Below are 19,571 nucleotides of genomic sequence, written 5' to 3'. Positions count from 1 at the left end.
CGGGCTGGTGTTCATGTCGATCTCCACCACCGGTACTGCCGAGAGCCCGGCCACCGACCTCGGTTTCCTGCTGCACAAACACCCCGGCAAGGTCCAGCGGTTCGGGACGTCGCACGGCGAGGCCCACGTCTTCTACCCGGAGGCGGGCGACGAGCTGTGCACGGCCGCGCTGCTGCTCGACATCGACCCGATCGCGCTGGTCCGCAGGGGCCGGGGCAAGGGCCGGGGCGGCTCGCCGGACTTCGCGCTCGCGCAGTACGTCAACGACCGCCCCTACGCCGCGTCCTCGCTGCTCGCGGTGGCCCTGCGGACGGTGTTCCGCACCGCGATGAAGGGTGTCTGCGAGGCCCGCCCCGAGCTGGCTGACCGGCCCCGGCCGCTGCGGATCGCGCTGCCCGCCGTGCCCGCCAACGGCGCGGGCGAGGGTGGCGGGCCGGCCATGGTCGCCCGGCTCTTCGAGCCGCTGGGCTGGCAGGTCGAGGCGGTGGCGATCCCGCTGGACGAGTCGTTCCCCGAGTGGGGCGAGTCGCGCTACGTGCGGATCGAGCTGGTCTCCGCCACCGTCCGACTCGCGGACGCGCTCCAGCAGCTCTACGTCCTGTTGCCGGTGCTCGACGGTGCCAAGCACTACTGGGTCGCCCCGGACGAGGTCGACAAGCTGCTCGCCGCCGGCGAGGGCTGGCTGGCCGACCACCCGGAGCAGGCGCTGATCGCCCGGCGGTACCTCGCGCGGCGCTGGTCGCTCACCCGGACCGCGATGGAGCGCCTGGAGCTGGCCCGGCTCGCCGAGGCCGACGACCGCGAGGTCGAGGAGATCGACAACGCGGTCGACGACACCGACCGGCCCGAGCCCGGGGCGGCGCGCCCGTCCGGCGCCGAGCCGGCCGAGGACGGGGTAGCGCAGGACGGGGTGGCGCAGGACGGGGTGGCGCAGGACGGAGTGCCGCCGAAGCGGCCCTCGCTCGCCGAGCAGCGCCGGGCGGCGATCCTGGCCGCCCTGCGCGAGGTCGGGGCGGCCCGGGTGGCCGACCTCGGCTGCGGGCAGGGCGAGCTGATCGGCGCGCTGCTCAAGGACGCCCGGATCACCGAGGTGGTCGGTGTGGACGTGTCCGCCAGGGCGCTGTCCGCGGCCGCCCGCAAGCTGCGGCTGGACCGGATGCCGGAGCGTCAGGCGGCGCGGGTCAAGCTGGTCCAGGGCGCGCTGACGTACACGGACGCGCGGCTGAAGGGCTTCGACGCGGCGGTGCTCTGCGAGGTGATCGAGCATCTGGACGAGCCCCGGCTGCCGGCCCTGGAGTACGCGGTGCTCGGGGCGGCCCGTCCGGCGGCGGTCGTTGTGACCACGCCGAACTCCGAGTACAACGTCCGTTGGGAGAGTCTGCCGGCCGGCCACGTTCGGCATGCCGACCACCGCTTCGAGTGGGATCGTGAGCAGTTCCGCGCCTGGGCCGAGCGGGTGGCGCGGACGTACGGCTACACCGTCGTGATCCACCCGGTCGGCGAGGAGGACTCCGAGGTGGGGGCGCCGACCCAGCTCGCGCTGTTCCGGATCGGCACCGCGGCCGAGCCCACGACCACCGGAGCCACCGGTGCCGGCACCGAAGCCGCCCGCGCGGCCACCGGAGCCGCCGGCACCACCGCACCTGTCCGCACGACGCCCGAAGGGGGCGAACCCCGATGACGACCGACGACGACGCGCAGTCCCCGAGCCCCGCCGGGGCCACGCCCACCGCGCAGGGCACCACCGAGCAGGCCACCACCGAGGCCCACACCACCGAACAGGGCACCACCGAGCCGGCCGCCACCGAGCAGGCCCCCACCCCCGCGAAGGCGCGCCGCCTCCCGGTGACCGACGTCTCCCTCGTCGTCCTGATCGGCACCAGCGGCGCGGGCAAGTCCAGCTTCGCCCGCAAGCACTTCCTGCCCACCCAGGTGATCTCCTCCGACTTCTGCCGCGGCCTGGTCGCCGACGACGAGAACGACCAGTCCGCCTCCGCCGAGGCCTTCGACGTGCTGCACTACATCGTCGGCAAGCGCCTCGCCGCCGGCCGGCTGACCGTGGTGGACGCGACGAACGTCCAGCCGGAGGCCCGCAAGCAGCTGATCCGGATCGCCCGCGACCACGACGTGCTGCCGATCGCCATCGTGCTGGACGTCCCGCCGGGGGTCTGCGCCGAGCGCAACCGCTCCCGCCCCGACCGTCAGTTGCCGGCGCACGTGGTCCCGCGCCAGCACCGCGAGCTGCGCCGCTCGCTGCGGGGCCTGGAGCGCGAGGGCTTCCGCAAGGTGCACGTCCTGCGCGGCGAGGCCGAGGTCGAGGCCGCCGAGATCGTGCCGGAGAAGCGCTTCAACGACCTGCGCCACCTCACCGGCCCGTTCGACATCGTCGGGGACATCCACGGCTGCCGCTCCGAGCTGGAGACGCTGCTCACCCGCCTCGGCTACGACCTCGCGCGGGACGACGCCGGCCGCCCGGTGGACGCCGCCCACCCCGGGGGGCGCACCGCCGTCTTCGTCGGCGACCTGGTCGACCGCGGCCCGGACACGCCGGGAGTGCTGCGCCTGGTGATGGGCATGGTCGCGGCCGGCCACGCCGTCTGCGTGCCGGGCAACCACGAGAACAAGCTCGGCCGCGCGATGGACGGCAAGAAGGTCACCGTCTCGCACGGCCTCCAGGAGTCGCTGGACCAGCTGGCGGGGGAGTCGGAGGAGTTCCGCGCCGAGGTCCGGGCGTTCATGCGCGACCTGGTCAGCCACTACCTGCTGGACGGCGGCGCCCTGGTGGTCTGCCACGCCGGTCTGCCGGAGAAGTACCACGGCCGGGCCTCCGGCCGGGTGCGCTCGCACGCGCTGTACGGGGACACCACCGGCGAGACCGACGAGTACGGCCTGCCAGTGCGCTACCCGTGGGCGGAGGAGTACCGGGGCAAGGCCCTGGTGGTCTACGGCCACACGCCGGTGCCGGTGGCGAGCTTCCTCAACAACACCATCTGCCTGGACACCGGCTGCGTCTTCGGCGGCAGCCTGACCGCGCTGCGCTACCCGGAGCGGGAGCTGGTGAGCGTCGCCGCGGAGCAGGAGTGGTACGCGCCGGTCCGGCCGATGATCACGGACGCGCCGGGCTCGCGCGAGGGGCGCCCGCTGGACCTGGCCGACGTGGCGGGCCGCCGGGTGGTCGACACCGCGCTGCACGGCCGGATCGCCGTCCGGGAGGAGAACGCGGCGGCCGCGCTGGAGGTGATGAGCCGGTTCGCGATCGACCCCCGGCTGCTCGCCTACCTGCCGCCGACCATGGCACCGAGCGCGACCTCGCGCCGCCCCGGCTACCTCGAACACCCGGAGGAGGCCTTCCTCGCCTACCGCGAGGACGGCGTCCGGCAGGTGATCTGCGAGGAGAAGCACATGGGCTCCCGCGCGGTGGTGCTGGTGGCCCGGGACGACACGGCCCTGGAGAAGCGGTTCGGGCTGGCCGGCCCGGGGGCGATCTGGACCCGCACCGGTCGGGCGTTCCTCGGTGACGACGGCCTGACCGCCGCCGTCCTGGGCCGGCTGCGGGCCGCGGCGGAGCGCTCCGGGCTCTTCGACGAGCTGCGGACCGGCTGGCTGCTGCTGGACACCGAGCTGATGCCGTGGTCCCTCAAGGCCACCGAGCTGCTGCGCCGCCAGTACGCGGCGGTCGGCGCGGCGGCCCGCGCGGCGCTGCCGCAGGTGCTCACCGCACTGGAGCAGGCGGCCGGCCGAGGGCTCGACCTCTCCGCGCTGACGGCCCGCCAGCGGCAGCGCGCCGCCGACGCGCAGGCGTTCACCGAGGCGTACCGGCGGTACTGCTGGCCGACCGAGGGCCTGTCGGGCATCCGGTTGGCGCCGTTCCAGGTGCTGGCGGCCGAGGGGGCGAACCTCGCGGTGCGCCCGCACGACGAGCACCTCGCCTGGATCGACGGCCTGGTCGACGCCGACCACGCGGCCGAGCCGCAGGCCCCGGTCCTGCACCGGACCGGCCGGCTGCTGGTGGACACCGGTGACGAGGCGTCCGTGGCCGCGGCCGTCGCCTGGTGGGAGGAGCTCACCGGGGCGGGCGGCGAAGGCATGGTGGTCAAGCCGCTGGCGTCGCCGGCCCGGGGCAAGGCCGGCGAGGGCCGCCCGGGCGGGCTGATCCAGCCGGGGGTCAAGGTCCGCGGCCGCGAGTACCTGCGGATCATCTACGGGCCGGACTACACCGAGTACCTGGACCAGCTGCGGCAGCGCTTCCTGGGGCACAAGCGCTCGCTGGCGCTGCGCGAGTACGCGCTCGGTCTGGAGGCACTGGACCGGCTGGCGGCGGGCGAGCCGCTCTGGCGGGTGCACGAGCCGGTCTTCGCCGTGCTGGCACTGGAGTCCGAGCCGGTCGATCCCCGGCTCTAGGCCGGCCCCTTCCGGAGCCGGCGGCCCCGCTCCCGGGCGGCCGGTCGGGCCCCGCGGTCACCCCGCGGGGCCCGACCCGTTCCCGGGCCGGTACCGTCGCCGGTCCCGGCCCGTCCCGAGGTGGTGAACCCCCGGGCCCGAAGTCCGAAGTCCGGGACTCGGAAGCCCCGGGGCCCCGGAGCCCGGGGACGCAGCCCCTGCCACGGCGAAGTATCGCGAAGTCTTTGCATAGAAATTCCGAGCATCGTATATAATTGCCGCTTCGCCGTTTGTCCACGTCACCCCAGGAGCCCGGCATGGCCTTCAACCTCCGGAACAGGCACTTCCTCAAGGAGCTCGACTTCACTCCCCAGGAGTTCCGCTTCCTGGTGGACCTCGCCGCTCAGCTCAAGGCGGCGAAGTACGCGGGCACCGAGCAGCCCCGGCTGCGCGGCAAGAACATCGCGCTGATCTTCGAGAAGACCTCCACCCGGACGCGCTGCGCCTTCGAGGTCGCCGCCCACGACCAGGGCGCCAGCACCACCTACCTGGACCCGTCCGGTTCGCAGATCGGCCACAAGGAGTCGATCAAGGACACCGCGCGGGTGCTCGGTCGGATGTTCGACGGCATCGAGTACCGGGGGCACGGTCAGGAGATCGTCGAGGAGCTGGCCGCCCATGCGGGCGTCCCGGTCTGGAACGGTCTGACCGACGAGTGGCACCCCACCCAGCTGCTCGCCGATGTGCTGACCATCAAGGAGCACACCGCCAAGCCGCTGAACGAGGTGGTTCTCGCCTACCTCGGCGACGCCCGCTCCAACATGGGCAACTCGCTGCTGGTCACCGGCGCCCTGCTCGGGATGGACATCCGGATCGTCGCGCCCCGGGCGCTCTGGCCCGCCGAGGACGTCCGGAAGGCGGCCGAGGTGCTCGCCGGGTCGACCGGCGCCCGGATCACCCTCACCGAGGACGTCGACGCGGGCGTGGCCGGCGCCGACTTCCTCTACACCGACGTCTGGGTCTCGATGGGCGAGCCCAAGGAGGTCTGGGTCGAGCGGATCGAGCTGCTCAAGCCGTACCAGGTGTCGATGGACACCGTCCGGGCCACCGGCAACCCGGCCGTGAAGTTCCTGCACTGCCTGCCCGCCTTCCACGACCTGGGCACGGTGCTCGGGCGGCAGCTGCACGAGACGACCGGGATGGCCGAGCTGGAGTGCACCGACGAGCTGTTCGAGTCGAGGCACTCCATCGTCTTCGACCAGGCGGAGAACCGCCTGCACACCATCAAGGCCGTGCTGGTCGCCACCCTCGGGGCCTGACGCCCGGGCCGGGGCCGGCTCGGCCCGGGCGGTGCATCACGGGCGGGGCGTCACGGCCGGTGCGTCACGGGCGGGGCGTCACGGCGTCAGCTTCACGCAGGCGGCCCGGTCGCCCGCGGCGTGCCCGCCCGCCGGGGTGCCCGCGTGCAGGACCACCGAGCGGGCCTCGCCCGGCCGGGGGTGCCAGGCCACCGCGGCGGCGGCCGAGCCGGCGCCCCGGCCGTCGGTGCGCAGCGTCAGCCGCAGCTCGTTGTGGTCGTTGGCGTAGGCGGGATCGGTGGACGGCTGCACCGGGTCCGCGACGTCCTGGTAGTGCGGGCCGGAGGCGGCCGGGTCGGACCCGCACGTGCCGGTGTGCAGGTGTGCCGGGAACTCGTGGTCCGGGGCGAGCCCGGCCACGGTCAGGGTCAGCAGCGTCCGTCCGGGCACCGAGCGGTCGACCACCACGCGGACGTGCGAGCCGTACGGCACCAGGTCCGCGGCGTGGCTGATCGCGGTCGGCGGGACGAACGCCGAGGCCGGGTCGAAGTCGGCCTCGATCACCGAGACCAGCGGGGCCGGCGCGGTCTGAGCAGGGGCGGCAGGGGCAGGGGCGGCCGCGGCGGCGGTGGGCGCCAGCAGGGCGAGCGGGAGCAGCGCGGCGGCGATCGGACTGGGCATCGGCGGGCCTTCCGGGGGCACGGGGAGCGGGACGCCCTGCTCAACGGCGACCCGTGCCGAACGGACACCCCCGGCGCGCGCCCGGCTCCCCGGAACCCCGCCCTGCCGAGCCCCGAGCCCCGAGCCCCGAGCCCCGGGCCCCGAAGTCCGAGCCCCGGACTCCGGTCCCGGGGGCTGGTCCCTTGGCCCCGAACCCGCCCCCGTCGACCGTTGGACGCCTGACCTTGGCGGCCTCGTCACGAGGGGTTCGGGAGGGATGCGCCGGGCGCGGGCAGCGTGGAGGTGGTGCCGACGTGGCGGACGCGCCGCCATGCACTATGGTTTATCTCGACATCGAGATAACTGCCCATTACTATATATCTCGACATCAAGATACTTGCCGAGAGGCGCTCACCGGCGGTGCGGGCAAGGTAAGCCTAAGTAAGGCTGACCTTACCACCGTGGCGGCCGGATACCGCACGAAGCACCTAGAAGGAGTCAGTCGTGTCCGCGAACAGCTTCGACGCCCGCAGCTCGCTGCAGGTGGGCGACGAGTCGTACGAGATCTTCAAGCTCTCCGCCGTCGAGGGTTCCAAGCGGCTGCCCTACAGCCTCAAGGTGCTGCTGGAGAACCTGCTCCGCACGGAGGACGGCGCGAACATCACCGCCGACCACATCCGCGCGCTCGGCAACTGGGACGCCGACGCCCAGCCGAGCCAGGAGATCCAGTTCACTCCGGCCCGTGTGATCATGCAGGACTTCACCGGTGTGCCGTGCGTGGTCGACCTCGCCACCATGCGTGAGGCCGTCAAGGAGCTGGGCGGCGACCCGGCCAAGATCAACCCGCTGGCCCCGGCCGAGCTGGTCATCGACCACTCCGTCATCGCCGACAAGTTCGGCACCCCGGACGCCTTCGTCCAGAACGTCGAGATCGAGTACGGCCGCAACAAGGAGCGCTACCAGTTCCTGCGCTGGGGCCAGACCGCGTTCGACGAGTTCAAGGTCGTCCCGCCCGGCACCGGCATCGTCCACCAGGTGAACATCGAGCACCTGGCCCGCACCATCATGGTCCGGGGCGGCCAGGCCTACCCCGACACCTGCGTCGGCACCGACTCGCACACCACCATGGTCAACGGCCTGGGCGTGCTGGGCTGGGGCGTCGGCGGCATCGAGGCCGAGGCCGCGATGCTCGGCCAGCCGGTCTCCATGCTGATCCCGCGCGTGGTCGGCTTCAAGCTCAACGGCCAGCTGCCGGCCGGCACCACCGCCACCGACCTGGTGCTCACCATCACCGAGATGCTGCGCAAGCACGGTGTGGTCGGCAAGTTCGTCGAGTTCTACGGCGAGGGCGTCACCGCGATCCCGCTGGCCAACCGCGCCACCATCGGCAACATGTCGCCGGAGTTCGGCTCGACCTGTGCGATCTTCCCGATCGACGCCGAGACCATCAACTACCTGAAGCTCACCGGCCGCAGCGAGCAGCAGCTCGCCCTGGTCGAGGCGTACGCCAAGGAGCAGGGCCTCTGGCACGACCCGTCGGTCGAGCCGGTCTACTCCGAGTACCTCGAGCTGGACGTCTCCACCGTCGTCCCGTCGATCTCCGGCCCGAAGCGCCCGCAGGACCGCGTGATCCTGGCCGAGGCCGCCACCAAGTTCGCCGAGGCGCTGCCGACCTACTCGGCCGAGGCCTCGAAGCCGACCGCGGTGACCGCCCCCGACGGTTCGACCTACGAGATCGACAACGGCGCGGTCGTGATCGCCTCGATCACCTCCTGCACCAACACCTCCAACCCCTCCGTCATGCTGGGCGCCGCCCTGCTGGCGAAGAAGGCCGTGGAGAAGGGCCTGACCGTCAAGCCCTGGGTCAAGACCACCCTGGCCCCCGGGTCCAAGGTCGTCATGGACTACTACGAGAAGGCCGGCCTGCTCCCGTACATGGAGAAGCTGGGCTTCAACCTGGTCGGCTACGGCTGCGTCACCTGCATCGGCAACTCGGGCCCGCTGCCCGAGGAGGTCTCGGCCGCCGTCAACGAGTCCGACCTGGCGGTCGTCTCGGTGCTCTCCGGCAACCGCAACTTCGAGGGCCGGATCAACCCCGACGTCAAGATGAACTACCTGGCCTCCCCGCCGCTGGTGGTCGCCTACGCCCTCGCGGGCAACATGAACATCGACATCACCCGCGACGCGCTGGGCCAGGACGCCGACGGCAACGACGTCTTCCTCGCCGACATCTGGCCGTCCGAGAAGGAGGTCGCCGACACCGTCGCCGGCTCCATCGACGAGGCCATGTTCGACAAGGGCTACCAGGACGTCTTCGCCGGCGACCACCGCTGGCAGTCGCTCCCGGTCCCGACCGGCAACACCTTCGAGTGGGACGCCGAGTCCACCTACGTCCGCAAGCCCCCGTACTTCGAGGGCATGGCCAAGACCCCGAGCCCGGTGACCGACATCGCCGGTGCCCGCGTCCTGGCCAAGCTGGGCGACTCGGTCACCACCGACCACATCTCCCCGGCCGGCAACATCAAGCCGGGTACCCCGGCGGCGCAGTACCTGACCGCCAACGGTGTGGAGAAGCGCGACTTCAACTCGTACGGCTCGCGCCGTGGCAACCACGAGGTGATGATCCGCGGCACCTTCGCCAACATCCGCCTGCGCAACCAGATCGCGCCGGGCACCGAGGGCGGCTACACCCGCGACTTCACCCAGGCCGACGCGCCGGTGTCGTTCATCTACGACGCCTCGCAGAACTACCAGGCCGCCGGCACCCCGCTGGTCGTCCTGGCCGGCAAGGAGTACGGCTCGGGCTCGTCCCGCGACTGGGCCGCCAAGGGCACCGCGCTGCTGGGCGTGAAGGCCGTCATCGCCGAGTCCTACGAGCGCATCCACCGCTCGAACCTGATCGGCATGGGCGTCCTGCCGCTGCAGTTCCCGGAGGGCCAGAACGCCGAGTCCCTCGGTCTGACCGGCGAGGAGACCTTCTCCTTCACCGGCGTGACCGAGCTCAACGAGGGCCGCACCCCGGCGACCGTCAAGGTCAAGGCCGTCGGCCCGGCCGGGACCAGCACGGAGTTCGACGCGGTCGTGCGCATCGACACCCCCGGCGAGGCGGACTACTACCGCAACGGCGGCATCCTGCAGTACGTGCTGCGCAGCCTGATCGGCTGATCACCGCGGTGACGGCGGGGCCGAGGCCCCGCCGGTAAAGAGACAGTCAAGAGGCCGGATCGCGTCAACGCGGTCCGGCCTCTTGTATGTCCGGACCGAATGGACTAAACCTCTGTTTCAGCTTGGTCCAGACCATTTGACGCTGAATCAGAGAAAGCCGCAGGTCTTCTCCCATGCGCATGATCAGTCGCACCGCCGCCCTCATCGCCGCCGCCACGGTGGCCGCCGCCCTCGCGGCCCCCACGGCCCAGGCCCACGACCGTGACCACGGCCCGAAGCTGAAGGGGCAGCGGGTCGGCTACTTCACCCAGTGGGGCGCCGACAGCTCCGCGAAGCGGGTGCAGGAGTCCGGTCAGGCCGAGAAGCTCACGGTCATCAACTACGCCTTCGGCAACGTCTCCGCCGAGGGCACCTGCTTCGAGTCCAACGAGGCGGGCCAGGGCGACGCCCTGAACGACTACCAGCGCCCGTTCTCCGCCGCCGAGTCGGTGGACGGCGTCGCCGACCGCCCCGGCCAGAAGCTCAAGGGGCACTTCAACCAGCTGCGCAAGCTCAAGGCCGAGAACCCGCAGCTGAAGACGGTGATCTCGCTCGGCGGGTGGAGCTGGTCCAAGTACTTCTCGGACGCCGCCGCCACCGAGGAGTCCCGCAAGAAGTTCGTCTCCTCCTGCATCGACCTGTACATCAAGGGCAACCTGCCCCGGCTCGGCACCGCCGAGGGCGGCACGGGCGCCGCGGCCGGAGTCTTCGACGGCATCGACCTCGACTGGGAGTACCCGGGCGGCGGCGGTGACGCCGGCAACGTGGTGCGGCCCGAGGACGGCCACAACTTCACCCTGCTGGTGCAGGAGTTCCGCCGCCAGCTGGACCAGCTCAGCGGCCGCAAGGGCCCGCACTACCTGCTGACCGCGGCGGTGGCCGCCAACGAGACCGTGGCCGCCCGGCTGGAGCTGCCCACGCTCTCGCGCTCGATCGACTGGCTCAACCTGATGACCTACGACCTGCACGGCCCGTGGGAGGGCACCGGCCCGGCCGCCCACCACGCCAACCTGTACTCCGACCCCAAGGACCCGTCGCCGCTGCAGCGCAGTGCGGACAAGGCGGTCGACTTCTACGCCCAGCACGGCCTGCCGGGCTCCCAGACCGTGCTCGGCGTGCCGTTCTACGCCCACGGCTGGACCGGGGTGCCGGCCGGCAAGCGGGGCGGCCTGTACCAGTCGGCCACCGGCGCCACCGCCGACTTCACCTACAACGAGGTCTCCCGGCTGCCCGGCAAGGTCTACACCGACCGTGACCACGGCGCGTCCTGGAAGTACGACGGCACCAACTTCTACAGCTACGACAACGCCGAGGTGCTCACCCAGAAGGCCCGCTACACCCGGTGGAACGACCTGGCCGGCGTGATGGTCTGGTCGCTGGACGGCGACGACGCCGACGGCAGCGCGCTGGAGGCCCTGGACCGCGGCCTCCAGCGCGGCTGACCGGCGCCGGAAGCAGGAGCCCCGGACACAGGAGTCCCGGGCACGGGAGCGCCGGAAGCAGGAGCCCCGGACGCGGGAGCCCCCGCCGCGAGCACGCGCGGCGGGGGCTCCCGGTGCGGCCGGGGACGGCTCAGGCGCGGTCGCAGGCCTGCGCCCGCAGCGCCCGGGCCAGGTCGTCCCGGCGCTCCAGCACCAGCCGGCGCAGCGCCGGCGCCGCGTCCGGGTGGCCGGCCAGCCAGGCGTCCGCCTCGGCCAGCGTCTCCTCGCTGATCTGGGCGTGCGGGAAGAAGCCGCCGACGATCCGCATCGCGATCTCGATGGTCCGCTCGGACCAGACCCGCTCCAGCAGCTTGAAGTACGGCGCCGCGTACAGCGCGGTCAGGTCGCGGTGCGCGGGCAGCGCGAAGCCGGCGATGTTCGCCTCGACCAGCGCGTTGGGCAGCTCGTCCGAGTCGATCACGGCGGACCAGGCGGCGGCCTTGGCCTCCGGGGTCGGCCGGGCGGCCAGGCACTGGGTGTACTGGCGCTTGCCGCTCGCGGTGTTGTCGGCCGCCAGCTCCTCGGCGAGCTCCTCGTCCGAGGCCTGGCCGGCCGCGGCCAGCGCCAGCCAGAGCGCCCAGCGCAGCTCCTGGTCGACGTCCAGGCCGTCGATCCGGGCGGTGCCGGCCAGCAGCCCGCGGACCAGGCCCAGGTGCTCGGAGCCGTTGGCGGTCTGCGCCAGGAAGCGGGCCCAGGCCAGCTGGTGGTCGCTGCCGGGGGTGGCGGCGCGCAGCTCGCGCAGGGCGCCGTCGGCCAGCAGCCGGCCGCCCTCGCCGCGCCAGGCCGGGTCGGCGTACAGGTCGACGGCGCCCTTGGCCTGCAGGTGCAGCGACTGCAGCACGCCGATGTTGGACTCCTGCCCGGCGAAGCGCAGCACCAGGGCGATGTAGTCGCGGGCCGGCATCAGGCCGTCCCGGGTCAGGTTCCACACCGCGGACCAGGCGAGCGCCCGGGCCAGGTCGCCGTCGACGTCGCCGAGGCCGGCGCGCAGCGTCTCCAGCGACTCGGTGTCGAAGCGGATCTTGCAGTACGTCAGGTCGTCGTCGTTCAGCAGCACCAGCGCGGGCCGGGGCCGGCCGACGGCTTCGGCGACGACGGTGCGGGCACCGGTGACGTCCAGCTCGATCCGCTCGGTGCGCACCAGCGCGCCGTCGGCGTCGCGGTCGTAGAGGCCGACGGCGATCCGGTGCGGGCGCAGGGTGGCGCCGTTCCCGGCGTCCTGGAGGACGGCGAGCTCGGTGATCCGGCCCTCGGCGTCCACGGTGACCTGCGGGGTCAGCGAGTTGACGCCGGCGGTCTGCAGCCAGGCGGCGGCCCAGGACTTGAGGTCGCGGCCGCTGGTCTCCTCCAGGATGTCCAGCAGGTCGGCGAGCTCGGTGTTGCCGAAGGCGTGCCGCTTGAAGTAGCGGCGGGCGCCCTCGAAGAAGGCCTCCGAACCGACGTACGCCACCAGCTGCTTGAGCACCGAGGCGCCCTTGGCGTAGGTGATGCCGTCGAAGTTGAGCTTGGCGTCCTCCAGGTCCCGGATGTCCGCGGTGATCGGGTGCGTGGTCGGGAACTGGTCCTGCCGGTAGGCCCAGGCCTTGCGCTGGTTGGCGAAGGTGATCCAGGCGGAGGAGTAGCGGGTGCGCGCGCCGATCAGCGCGTAGGAGCCCATGAAGTCCGCGAAGGACTCCTTCAGCCACAGGTCGTCCCACCAGCGCATGGTGACCAGGTCGCCGAACCACATGTGCGCCATCTCGTGCAGGATGACGTTGGCCCGGCCCTCGTAGGCGGCGTCGGTGACCTTCGAGCGGAAGATGAACTCCTCGCGGAAGGTGACGCAGCCCGGGTTCTCCATCGCGCCGATGTTGTACTCGGGCACGAAGGCCTGGTCGTACTTGCCGAACGGGTACGGGTAGTCGAACTCCTCGTGGAAGAAGTCCAGTCCGAGCTTGGTGACGCCGAGGATCTCGTCGGAGTCGAAGTAGGGCGCGAGCGACTTGCGGCACAGCGCGGCGAGCGGGATCTCCAGCGTGGTGCCGTCGGCCAGCGTGCGGCTGTAGTGGTCGGTGGCCACGTGGTACGGGCCGGCGACCACCGCGGTGAGGTAGGTGGAGATCGGCTGCGTCGGCGCGAACTGCCAGGTGCGGGCGGCGCCTTCGGTGCTCACCTGCTCGTGCACGGCGTTGGAGCGGACGTCCCAGGCGGCGGGCGCGGTGACGGTGAAGGAGAACGGGGCCTTCAGGTCGGGCTGCTCGAAGGTGGCGAACACCCGGCGGGCGTCGGCCGGCTCGTAGTGGGTGTAGAGGTAGGTCTCGCCGTCCACCGGGTCGGTGAAGCGGTGCAGGCCCTCGCCGGTGCGGCTGTACGCGCAGTCCGCGTCCACCACGAGGACGTTCTGCTCCGCGAGGCCGTCGACGTGCACCCGGGCGCCGTCGAAGGCGGTGGCCGGGTCGAGCGCGCGGCCGTTCAGGGTGACCGCGCGGACGGCGCTCGCCAGCAGGTCGAGGAAGGTCGAGGCGCCCGGCTCGGTACAGCGGAAGGCGATCGTGGTGGTGGAGCGGAAGGTGGCGGCCGCCGGGTCGGGGGCCGAGGTCACGTCCAGCCGGACCTGGTAGCTGTCCACGGCCAGGATGCTGGCCCGCTGCTGGGCTTCGTCGCGGCTCAGGTTCTTGCCCGGCACGGCGGTACTCCTTTGTCCGGCTCGCACGGTGGTGCGGTGTTCACTGGTGCGGTGGGGTGCTGCGCGTTGTGGTGCTGCGGGGGCATCCTTTCACGCCGCCCGCGCCGGTACCATTGCACAAACCGGGGCGCCGGTCCGGAATCAGCGGCGCCCTGCGGGTGTTCGGGATCGGGTGGACCCCGTGTCGGGGGCCGCCCCGCATCTCACCGAAGGACGACAGCCGTGACGACTGCCGCTGAGCGCAAGACCGCCGACTTCTGGTTCGACCCGGCCTGCCCGTGGGCCTGGATGACGTCCCGCTGGCTGACCGAGGTCCAGCAGCTGCGCCCGGTGGACGTGAACTGGCACGTGATGAGCCTGTCGGTGCTGAACGAGCACCGTGACCTCCCGCAGGACTACCGCGAGCTGCTGGACAGCGCCTGGGGCCCGGTCCGGGTCTGCATCGCCGCCGCCCAGCAGCACGGCGACGAGGTGCTCGGCCGCCTCTACACCGAGCTGGGCACCCGCTTCCACAACCAGGGCCTGCCCCGGACCCGCGAGACCGTCGAGGCGGCGCTGGTCGCGGCGGGCCTGCCGGCCGAGCTGGCGGACGCCGCCGACACGGACGCGTACGACGAGGCCCTGCGAGCCTCGCACAAGGAGGGCATCACCCTGGTCGGCGAGGACGTCGGCACCCCGGTGATCGCGGTCGAGGGCGCGGACGGCGAGCGGGTGGCCTTCTTCGGCCCGGTGGTCACCCCGGCCCCGCGCGGCGAGGCCGCCGCCCGCCTCTGGGACGGCACCCTGCTGGTCGCGTCGACCCCGGGCTTCTACGAGATCAAGCGCACCCGCACCGCCGGCCCGTCCTTCGAGTAGGCGCACCCGCACCGCGGGCCCGTCCTCGCGGGCGGGGCCGCGGCAGCGCGAAGGGCCCGGTACCGCTCGGCGGTACCGGGCCCTTCCGCATCTCCTACCGGCCGGCGGCGGCGTCGCGGCGCTGCTTGAACAGCCCCGCCGCGACGAGCAGCGCGACGAGCACGCCGGCCGCGTACAGCTGCTGCCGGTTGCCCTCGGTGGTGGTCATCAGCGCCAGGATGCCGACCACGGCGGCCATCGCGATCCAGGTCAGGTACGGGAAGCCCCACATCCGGACGGTGAGCAGCTCGGGCGCCTCGCGCTCCAGACGGCGGCGCATCCGCAGCTGGACGACGCAGATGAAGAACCAGACCACCAGGATGGCGACGCCGGTGGTGTTCATCAGCCAGGTGAAGACGGTGTCGGGCCAGAACTTGGAGGCCAGCACCGCGCCGAAGCCGAACAGGCAGGAGGCGACCACGGCCAGCCGCGGCACCCCGCCGCTGACCTTGGCCAGCGCCTTCGGGCCCTGGCCGCGGGAGACCAGCGAGTACGCCATCCGGGAGGAGCCGTAGATGTTGGCGTTCATCGCGGAGAGCAGCGCGATCAGCACCACGGCCTCCATGATGGTGCCGGCGCCGGGCACGCCCAGGTGCTGCAGGACGGTCACGTAGGGACCGTTCTCGACGACCGACGGGTCCTTCCAGGAGACCAGGGTGACGACCAGGGCCATCGAGCCGATGTAGAAGATCGCGATGCGCCAGACGGCCGTGCGCACCGCGTTGGCGACGTTGCGCTTGGGGTCGTCGGACTCGGCGGCGGCGATGGTGACCGTCTCCAGGCCGCCGTAGGCGAAGACCGAGGCGAGCAGGCCGACGATCAGTCCGCTGACACCGGTGGGCAGGAAGCCGCCCTGGCCGGTGAGGTTCTCGGTGCCGGGGGCGCCGGGGCCGAGCACCCCGGCGACGCCGAGCCCGCCGATCACCAGGAAGGCGATGATCGCGGCGACCTTGATGGTGGCGAACCAGAACTCGAACTCGCCGAAGTTCTTCACCGCGGTGAGGTTGCTGGCGCAGAAGAAGACCATGAAGAGGCCGACCCAGACCCAGGCGGAGACGCCGGGGATCCAGCCGTTGACGATCTTCCCGGCGGCGGTGGCCTCGGCCGCGACGCCGCAGCAGAGCATCACCCAGTACATCCAGCCGGCGGTGATCCCGGCCCACGGGCCGATCTCCTTCTCGGCGTGCACCGAGAAGGAGCCGGACGCGGGGCGGGCCGCCGACATCTCGCCGAGCATCCGCATGATCAGCATGACCAGCAGGCCGGAGAGCGTGAACGCCAGGATGATGGCGGGCCCGGCCGCCGCGATGCCCGCCCCGGAGCCGACGAAGAGACCGGCGCCGATGACCCCGCCGAGCGCGATCATCGAGAGGTGGCGCTGCTTCAGGCCGTGCGAGAGCTGCTGCCCACCGGCCGGCACATCGGCGGTGGAGGTCGTCCCGGGCGCCGAGGGCGCGGAGGTACGGGCCATGAGGAAGGAATCCAGACTGTTCGGAATGCGGTGCGAATGGCCCAATATCCGGGGGCACTGCTGTCCATGCCAAGAATGACGGGGCCGGGCCCACGATGCGGACCGGATCGTGACGGGAAATGGCCGGAATGGTCACATTCCGTGCTCCTGGGTGGGTCGGACCCGACAATGACCGGCTCCGGGGCTTTGTCCGGTTCCCTGACGGTGTCGAGGGCGATCAGCGCGTAGGTTCACAGATGTTCACTCACCTGATCATCAGAATCACCCGATCATCCGATCACTCACCCGATCGCCGACCGTCCCCGTGCGGAGGAACCCCCGATGGCCACTGCCAGCACCCCGACTGCCAGCACCCCGATACTGGGCCGCGCCGTCCTGGCCGACCTGCTGCCCGCCGCGTCCGGCCGCTTCGGCGCCCAGGCCCGCGACCTCGCCCTGGTGACCGGCGGCGCCGCCCTCACCGGCCTGGCCGCCCAGTTCTCGGTGAACGTCGCCGGCTCCCCGGTGCCGGTCACCGGCCAGACCTTCGCCGCCCTGCTGGTCGGCACCGCGCTCGGCGCCCGCCGCGGCATCGCCTCGCTCGGCCTCTACCTGCTGGCCGGCATGGCGGGCCTGCCCTGGTTCGCCGAGGGCGCCTCCGGCTGGTCGATGCCCACGCTCGGCTACATGATCGGCTTCGTCCTCGCGGCCGCCCTCACCGGCGCGCTGGCCCGCCGGGGCGCCGACCGGACCCCGCTGTACACCGCCGCCACGATGGCCCTCGGCACCCTCGCCATCTACGCCGTCGGCGTGCCGTACCTCGCCTTCTCGCTGGGCGTCCCGCTCGCCCGCGCCGCGGAGCTGGGTCTCTACCCGTACCTGGTCGGCGACGCGCTGAAGGCCGTCCTGGCGGCCGGCGCCCTGCCGCTCGCCTGGAAGCTCCTCGGAAAGCGCTGAACTCCGGGGCGCTCGGCGGTCGGGGCCCCGGCTCGCCTCCGGGCCGCCCGGCCGGATTCCCGGCCCCGGCTCGCTCGGCTCCGCCCCCTGCGCGGACCCGGTGCGCGCGCATGCCACACTCATGGGCATGCGCGTGTACCTGGGCTCCGACCATGCCGGATACGAACTGAAGAACCACCTCGTGGGGTGGCTCAAGGAGGCCGGCCACGAGCCGGTCGACTGCGGGCCGCACATCTACGACGCGGCCGACGACTACCCGCCGTTCTGCCTGCGGGCAGCCGAGCGCACCGCCGCCGACCCGGAGGCGCTGGGCATCGTGATCGGCGGTTCGGGCAACGGCGAGGCGATCGCCGCCAACAAGGTCAAGGGCGTCCGTGCCGCGCTGGCCTGGAGCGAGCAGACCGCCTCGCTCGGCCGCGAGCACAACAACGCCAACGTGATCTCCGTCGGCGGCCGGATGCACACCCAGGAGGAGGCCACCCGCTTCGTCGAGGTCTTCCTCAACACCCCGTACAGCGGCGAGGACCGGCACACCCGCCGGATCGAGATGCTGAGCGAGTACGAGACCACCGGCGAGCTCCCGCCGATCCCGGCCCACCACCCGCAGGTCTGACCCGCCCCTCGACCGCTCCCGCCGGCCGGCCGCGCACCCCAGCGCGGCCGGCCGGCGCGTCTTTCGGCATCCGCGCCGCCCTGTGTGATCGGCCACAGCGCGTGCTCTGCCCGGTCGGCGTGCGGACCACCCCGCACGCGGGGCGCATGCGCGGCCCGCGTGGTTCGTACGCCCAACCGGCGTACGCCTCCTGACGCAGCGGCCGACGCCCGCCGCAATCGGCCGAAACCCGCTGACGCGCCCGCGCCACGGCGGCGCCGCCCGCGCACGAGCCGTCGACGCCGACCCGTACCGGTGGATATGGTCGGTCCCCATGGCTGGCAGACCGCCGGGCGAAACGCCCCAGACGACTGCGACGAGGCCCGGCGCCGCCACGGTGCCCGACCCCGTGACGGCCCGGTTGCGCAAGAAGCTCCGCCGGGTCCGCCGAAGGCTGCGCACCGCCGGTGTCGACTACTTCCGCGGCGGCGCCGCCGACTGGCCGGTGCTCTGCGTGCTGGCCCTGCTGGTCCCGCTGCTGATCCTGCTCAACATCTGGATCCCGGCCTGGGCCCCGCCCACCTCCCTGGTCCTGCCCATCCTGGCCGCGGCCCTGCTGCTGCGCCCGGGCAGCCTGGTGGTGCTCTACGCGCTGGCCGCGCTCGGGCTCTCCGCCGAGTCCGTGATCCACACCGGCCAGCGGGTCGCCAGCGCCGACCCCGACGCCTACACCTACGGCGTCACCCCCGGTGCCGCCCTGGTGGTCGGCGCGGCCGGGGTCGGCGGTCTGCTGCTGGCCCAGTTCCGCAGCCGGGTCGGCGTCCCCTGGTGGGGCGGCTCGACCATGCTCTTCGACCTGCGCGAGCGGCTGCGCGTGCAGAGCCGCGTCCCGGAGCTGCCGGACGGCTGGCACGCCGACATGGCGCTCCGCCCGGCCGGCGGGCAGTCCTTCTCCGGGGACTTCGTGGTCGCCGCCCGGACCGGCCCCGCCCAGCGGGTGCTGGAGGTGGTCCTGGCGGACGTCTCCGGCAAGGGCATGGACGCCGGCTCGCGGGCCCTGCTGCTCTCCGGGGCCTTCGGGGGCCTGGTCGGCTCGCTGCCCGCGCACGACTTCCTGCCCGCGGCCAACGGCTACCTGCTCCGCCAGTCCTGGGAGGAGGGCTTCGCCACCGCCGTCCACCTGGTCCTCGACCTGGACACGGGGGAGTACGAGCTGCTCTCGGCGGGCCACCTGCCCGGGATGCAGCGGCTCGCGGGCGCCGGGCGCTGGGAGATCAAGGAGACCACCGAGGGGCCGCTGCTCGGCATCTACGACGGCGCCAAGTTCGAGGGCGTGCGGGGCCGGCTGAACCGCGGCGACGTCCTGATGCTCTGCACCGACGGCATGGTCGAGGCACCGGGCCGGGACCTCTCCGACGGGATGGACCGGCTGATGGGCGAGGCCGACCGGCTGGTCCCCGGCGGCGGTCCGGGGGCCGGCGCGGGTGCCGCCGCCCGGCTGATCGAGACGGTCGCCCGGGACATCAACGACGACCGGGCCGTCCTGCTGCTCTGGCGCGACTGACCGGCACCGCGCGCCCGGGCCCCGTCCGCCGTTCCGCCCGGGCCCCGTCCGCCGTTCCGCCCGGACCACGTCCGCCGTTCCGGCCGGGCCGCCGACGGGCCGCACCCGCGCCACCCGTCGGAGCCGCCGTCCACCGGGTCCGCCGGCCCGCTCGCTGGCCCGCCCACCGGGCCGTTTCCCCCGGTGACCGCGCGCGCGGCTCCCGGGCACATGCCGCAGGCAGCTGCTGTCAAGCCTGGGAGCTGATCTTCAGCCATTTCCGACCCGCCGTCACCGGAGCGGACCAGCCCGTTCCGGTCCGGCCCGCCGGGCGTTTCCCGGCCGCTCAGCGGCGCCCCACCGACGATTCGTCAGAACGCCTCCGCTATCGTCTCGGTCGGCGGAAACTCGTCTCGCATCGCAGGATATCGGCGTTCGGCTGACAGT

12 protein-coding genes are annotated in these 19,571 nt (G+C 72.8%); 9 read left to right on the top strand and 3 right to left on the bottom strand.

Going from position 1 to position 19,571, the window contains the following annotated elements; translation table 11 throughout:
- Nucleotides 1-7 precede the first annotated feature (7 nt).
- The 3 genes from ACWDRR_RS07425 (at nucleotide 8) to argF (ending at nucleotide 5,699) form a co-directional block, all read left to right on the top strand.
- On the top strand, nucleotides 8-1,681 hold the full coding sequence (locus tag ACWDRR_RS07425; protein ID WP_449771208.1) for a 3' terminal RNA ribose 2'-O-methyltransferase Hen1: 1,674 nt from the start codon (nucleotides 8-10) through the stop codon (nucleotides 1,679-1,681).
- On the top strand, nucleotides 1,678-4,401 hold the full coding sequence (locus tag ACWDRR_RS07420; protein ID WP_449771207.1) for a polynucleotide kinase-phosphatase: 2,724 nt from the start codon (nucleotides 1,678-1,680) through the stop codon (nucleotides 4,399-4,401). The genes ACWDRR_RS07425 and ACWDRR_RS07420 overlap by 4 nt, the downstream gene beginning before the upstream one ends.
- Before the next feature lie 296 nt (nucleotides 4,402-4,697).
- Nucleotides 4,698-5,699, top strand: coding sequence for an ornithine carbamoyltransferase (argF, locus tag ACWDRR_RS07415; RefSeq protein ID WP_449771206.1), 1,002 nt, complete (start codon nucleotides 4,698-4,700; stop codon nucleotides 5,697-5,699).
- A 78-nt stretch (nucleotides 5,700-5,777) separates the two neighbouring features.
- Here argF and ACWDRR_RS07410 read toward each other — a convergent pair whose 3' ends face one another.
- The gene (locus ACWDRR_RS07410; protein WP_449771205.1) at nucleotides 5,778-6,359 is read right to left on the bottom strand and encodes a superoxide dismutase family protein; all 582 of its coding nucleotides are present in this window, start codon (nucleotides 6,357-6,359) and stop codon (nucleotides 5,778-5,780) included.
- 483 nt (nucleotides 6,360-6,842) lie between these two features.
- Between ACWDRR_RS07410 and acnA the strand changes: the two genes are divergently transcribed.
- Both acnA and ACWDRR_RS07400 read left to right on the top strand, forming a co-directional pair.
- Nucleotides 6,843-9,503, top strand: a complete 2,661-nt coding sequence (gene acnA / locus ACWDRR_RS07405; RefSeq protein WP_449771204.1) for an aconitate hydratase AcnA — start codon at nucleotides 6,843-6,845, stop codon at nucleotides 9,501-9,503.
- A gap of 173 nt (nucleotides 9,504-9,676) precedes the next feature.
- Complete coding sequence (locus ACWDRR_RS07400; protein WP_449771203.1) at nucleotides 9,677-10,984, top strand: glycoside hydrolase family 18 protein; 1,308 nt, start codon at nucleotides 9,677-9,679, stop codon at nucleotides 10,982-10,984.
- A gap of 130 nt (nucleotides 10,985-11,114) precedes the next feature.
- Here ACWDRR_RS07400 and pepN read toward each other — a convergent pair whose 3' ends face one another.
- Entirely contained in the window at nucleotides 11,115-13,688 is a 2,574-nt protein-coding gene (gene pepN / locus ACWDRR_RS07395; RefSeq protein WP_449771202.1) for an aminopeptidase N, read from the bottom strand.
- Between the two features lie 222 nt (nucleotides 13,689-13,910).
- Between pepN and ACWDRR_RS07390 the strand changes: the two genes are divergently transcribed.
- The gene (locus tag ACWDRR_RS07390; RefSeq protein WP_449771201.1) at nucleotides 13,911-14,543 is read left to right on the top strand and encodes a mycothiol-dependent nitroreductase Rv2466c family protein; all 633 of its coding nucleotides are present in this window, start codon (nucleotides 13,911-13,913) and stop codon (nucleotides 14,541-14,543) included.
- 94 nt (nucleotides 14,544-14,637) lie between these two features.
- On the opposite strand, the gene ACWDRR_RS07385 is transcribed toward ACWDRR_RS07390, so the two are convergent.
- A complete protein-coding gene (locus tag ACWDRR_RS07385; RefSeq protein WP_449771200.1) occupies nucleotides 14,638-16,053 on the bottom strand; it encodes an amino acid permease in 1,416 nt (471 codons plus the stop codon).
- Nucleotides 16,054-16,374: 321 nt separating this feature from the next.
- Here ACWDRR_RS07385 and ACWDRR_RS07380 point away from each other — a divergent pair, with 321 nt between their 5' ends.
- The 3 genes from ACWDRR_RS07380 to ACWDRR_RS07370 all read left to right on the top strand — a co-directional run bounded on the left by ACWDRR_RS07380 (nucleotide 16,375) and on the right by ACWDRR_RS07370 (nucleotide 19,145).
- Nucleotides 16,375-16,989 carry a biotin transporter BioY gene (locus ACWDRR_RS07380; protein ID WP_449771199.1) on the top strand — a complete coding sequence of 205 codons (615 nt, stop codon included), beginning with the start codon at nucleotides 16,375-16,377 and terminating at the stop codon, nucleotides 16,987-16,989.
- A 127-nt stretch (nucleotides 16,990-17,116) separates the two neighbouring features.
- Nucleotides 17,117-17,602: a ribose-5-phosphate isomerase gene (locus ACWDRR_RS07375; RefSeq protein WP_449771198.1), complete on the top strand. Its 486-nt coding sequence runs from the start codon at nucleotides 17,117-17,119 to the stop codon at nucleotides 17,600-17,602.
- 313 nt (nucleotides 17,603-17,915) lie between these two features.
- Nucleotides 17,916-19,145, top strand: coding sequence for a PP2C family protein-serine/threonine phosphatase (locus ACWDRR_RS07370; RefSeq protein WP_449771197.1), 1,230 nt, complete (start codon nucleotides 17,916-17,918; stop codon nucleotides 19,143-19,145).
- Nucleotides 19,146-19,571 lie beyond the last annotated feature (426 nt).

The sequence above is a fragment of the Kitasatospora sp. NPDC003701 genome, from assembly GCF_053587085.1.
The sequence above is the reverse complement of the archived record's forward strand: the minus strand, read 5'-3'. Positions and strand labels throughout refer to the sequence as shown.

Bases quoted from the DNA above. Each gene is read 5' to 3' on its own strand.
- ACWDRR_RS07410 (WP_449771205.1), bottom strand. From the start codon at position 6,359: ATGCCCAGTCCGATCGCCGCCGCGCTGCTCCCGCTCGCCCTGCTGGCG.
- ACWDRR_RS07370 (WP_449771197.1), top strand. From the start codon at position 17,916: ATGGCTGGCAGACCGCCGGGCGAAACGCCCCAGACGACTGCGACGAGG.
- ACWDRR_RS07400 (WP_449771203.1), top strand. From the start codon at position 9,677: ATGCGCATGATCAGTCGCACCGCCGCCCTCATCGCCGCCGCCACGGTG.
- ACWDRR_RS07375 (WP_449771198.1), top strand. From the start codon at position 17,117: ATGCGCGTGTACCTGGGCTCCGACCATGCCGGATACGAACTGAAGAAC.
- ACWDRR_RS07385 (WP_449771200.1), bottom strand. From the start codon at position 16,053: ATGGCCCGTACCTCCGCGCCCTCGGCGCCCGGGACGACCTCCACCGCC.
- argF (WP_449771206.1), top strand. From the start codon at position 4,698: ATGGCCTTCAACCTCCGGAACAGGCACTTCCTCAAGGAGCTCGACTTC.
- ACWDRR_RS07420 (WP_449771207.1), top strand. From the start codon at position 1,678: ATGACGACCGACGACGACGCGCAGTCCCCGAGCCCCGCCGGGGCCACG.
- ACWDRR_RS07380 (WP_449771199.1), top strand. From the start codon at position 16,375: ATGGCCACTGCCAGCACCCCGACTGCCAGCACCCCGATACTGGGCCGC.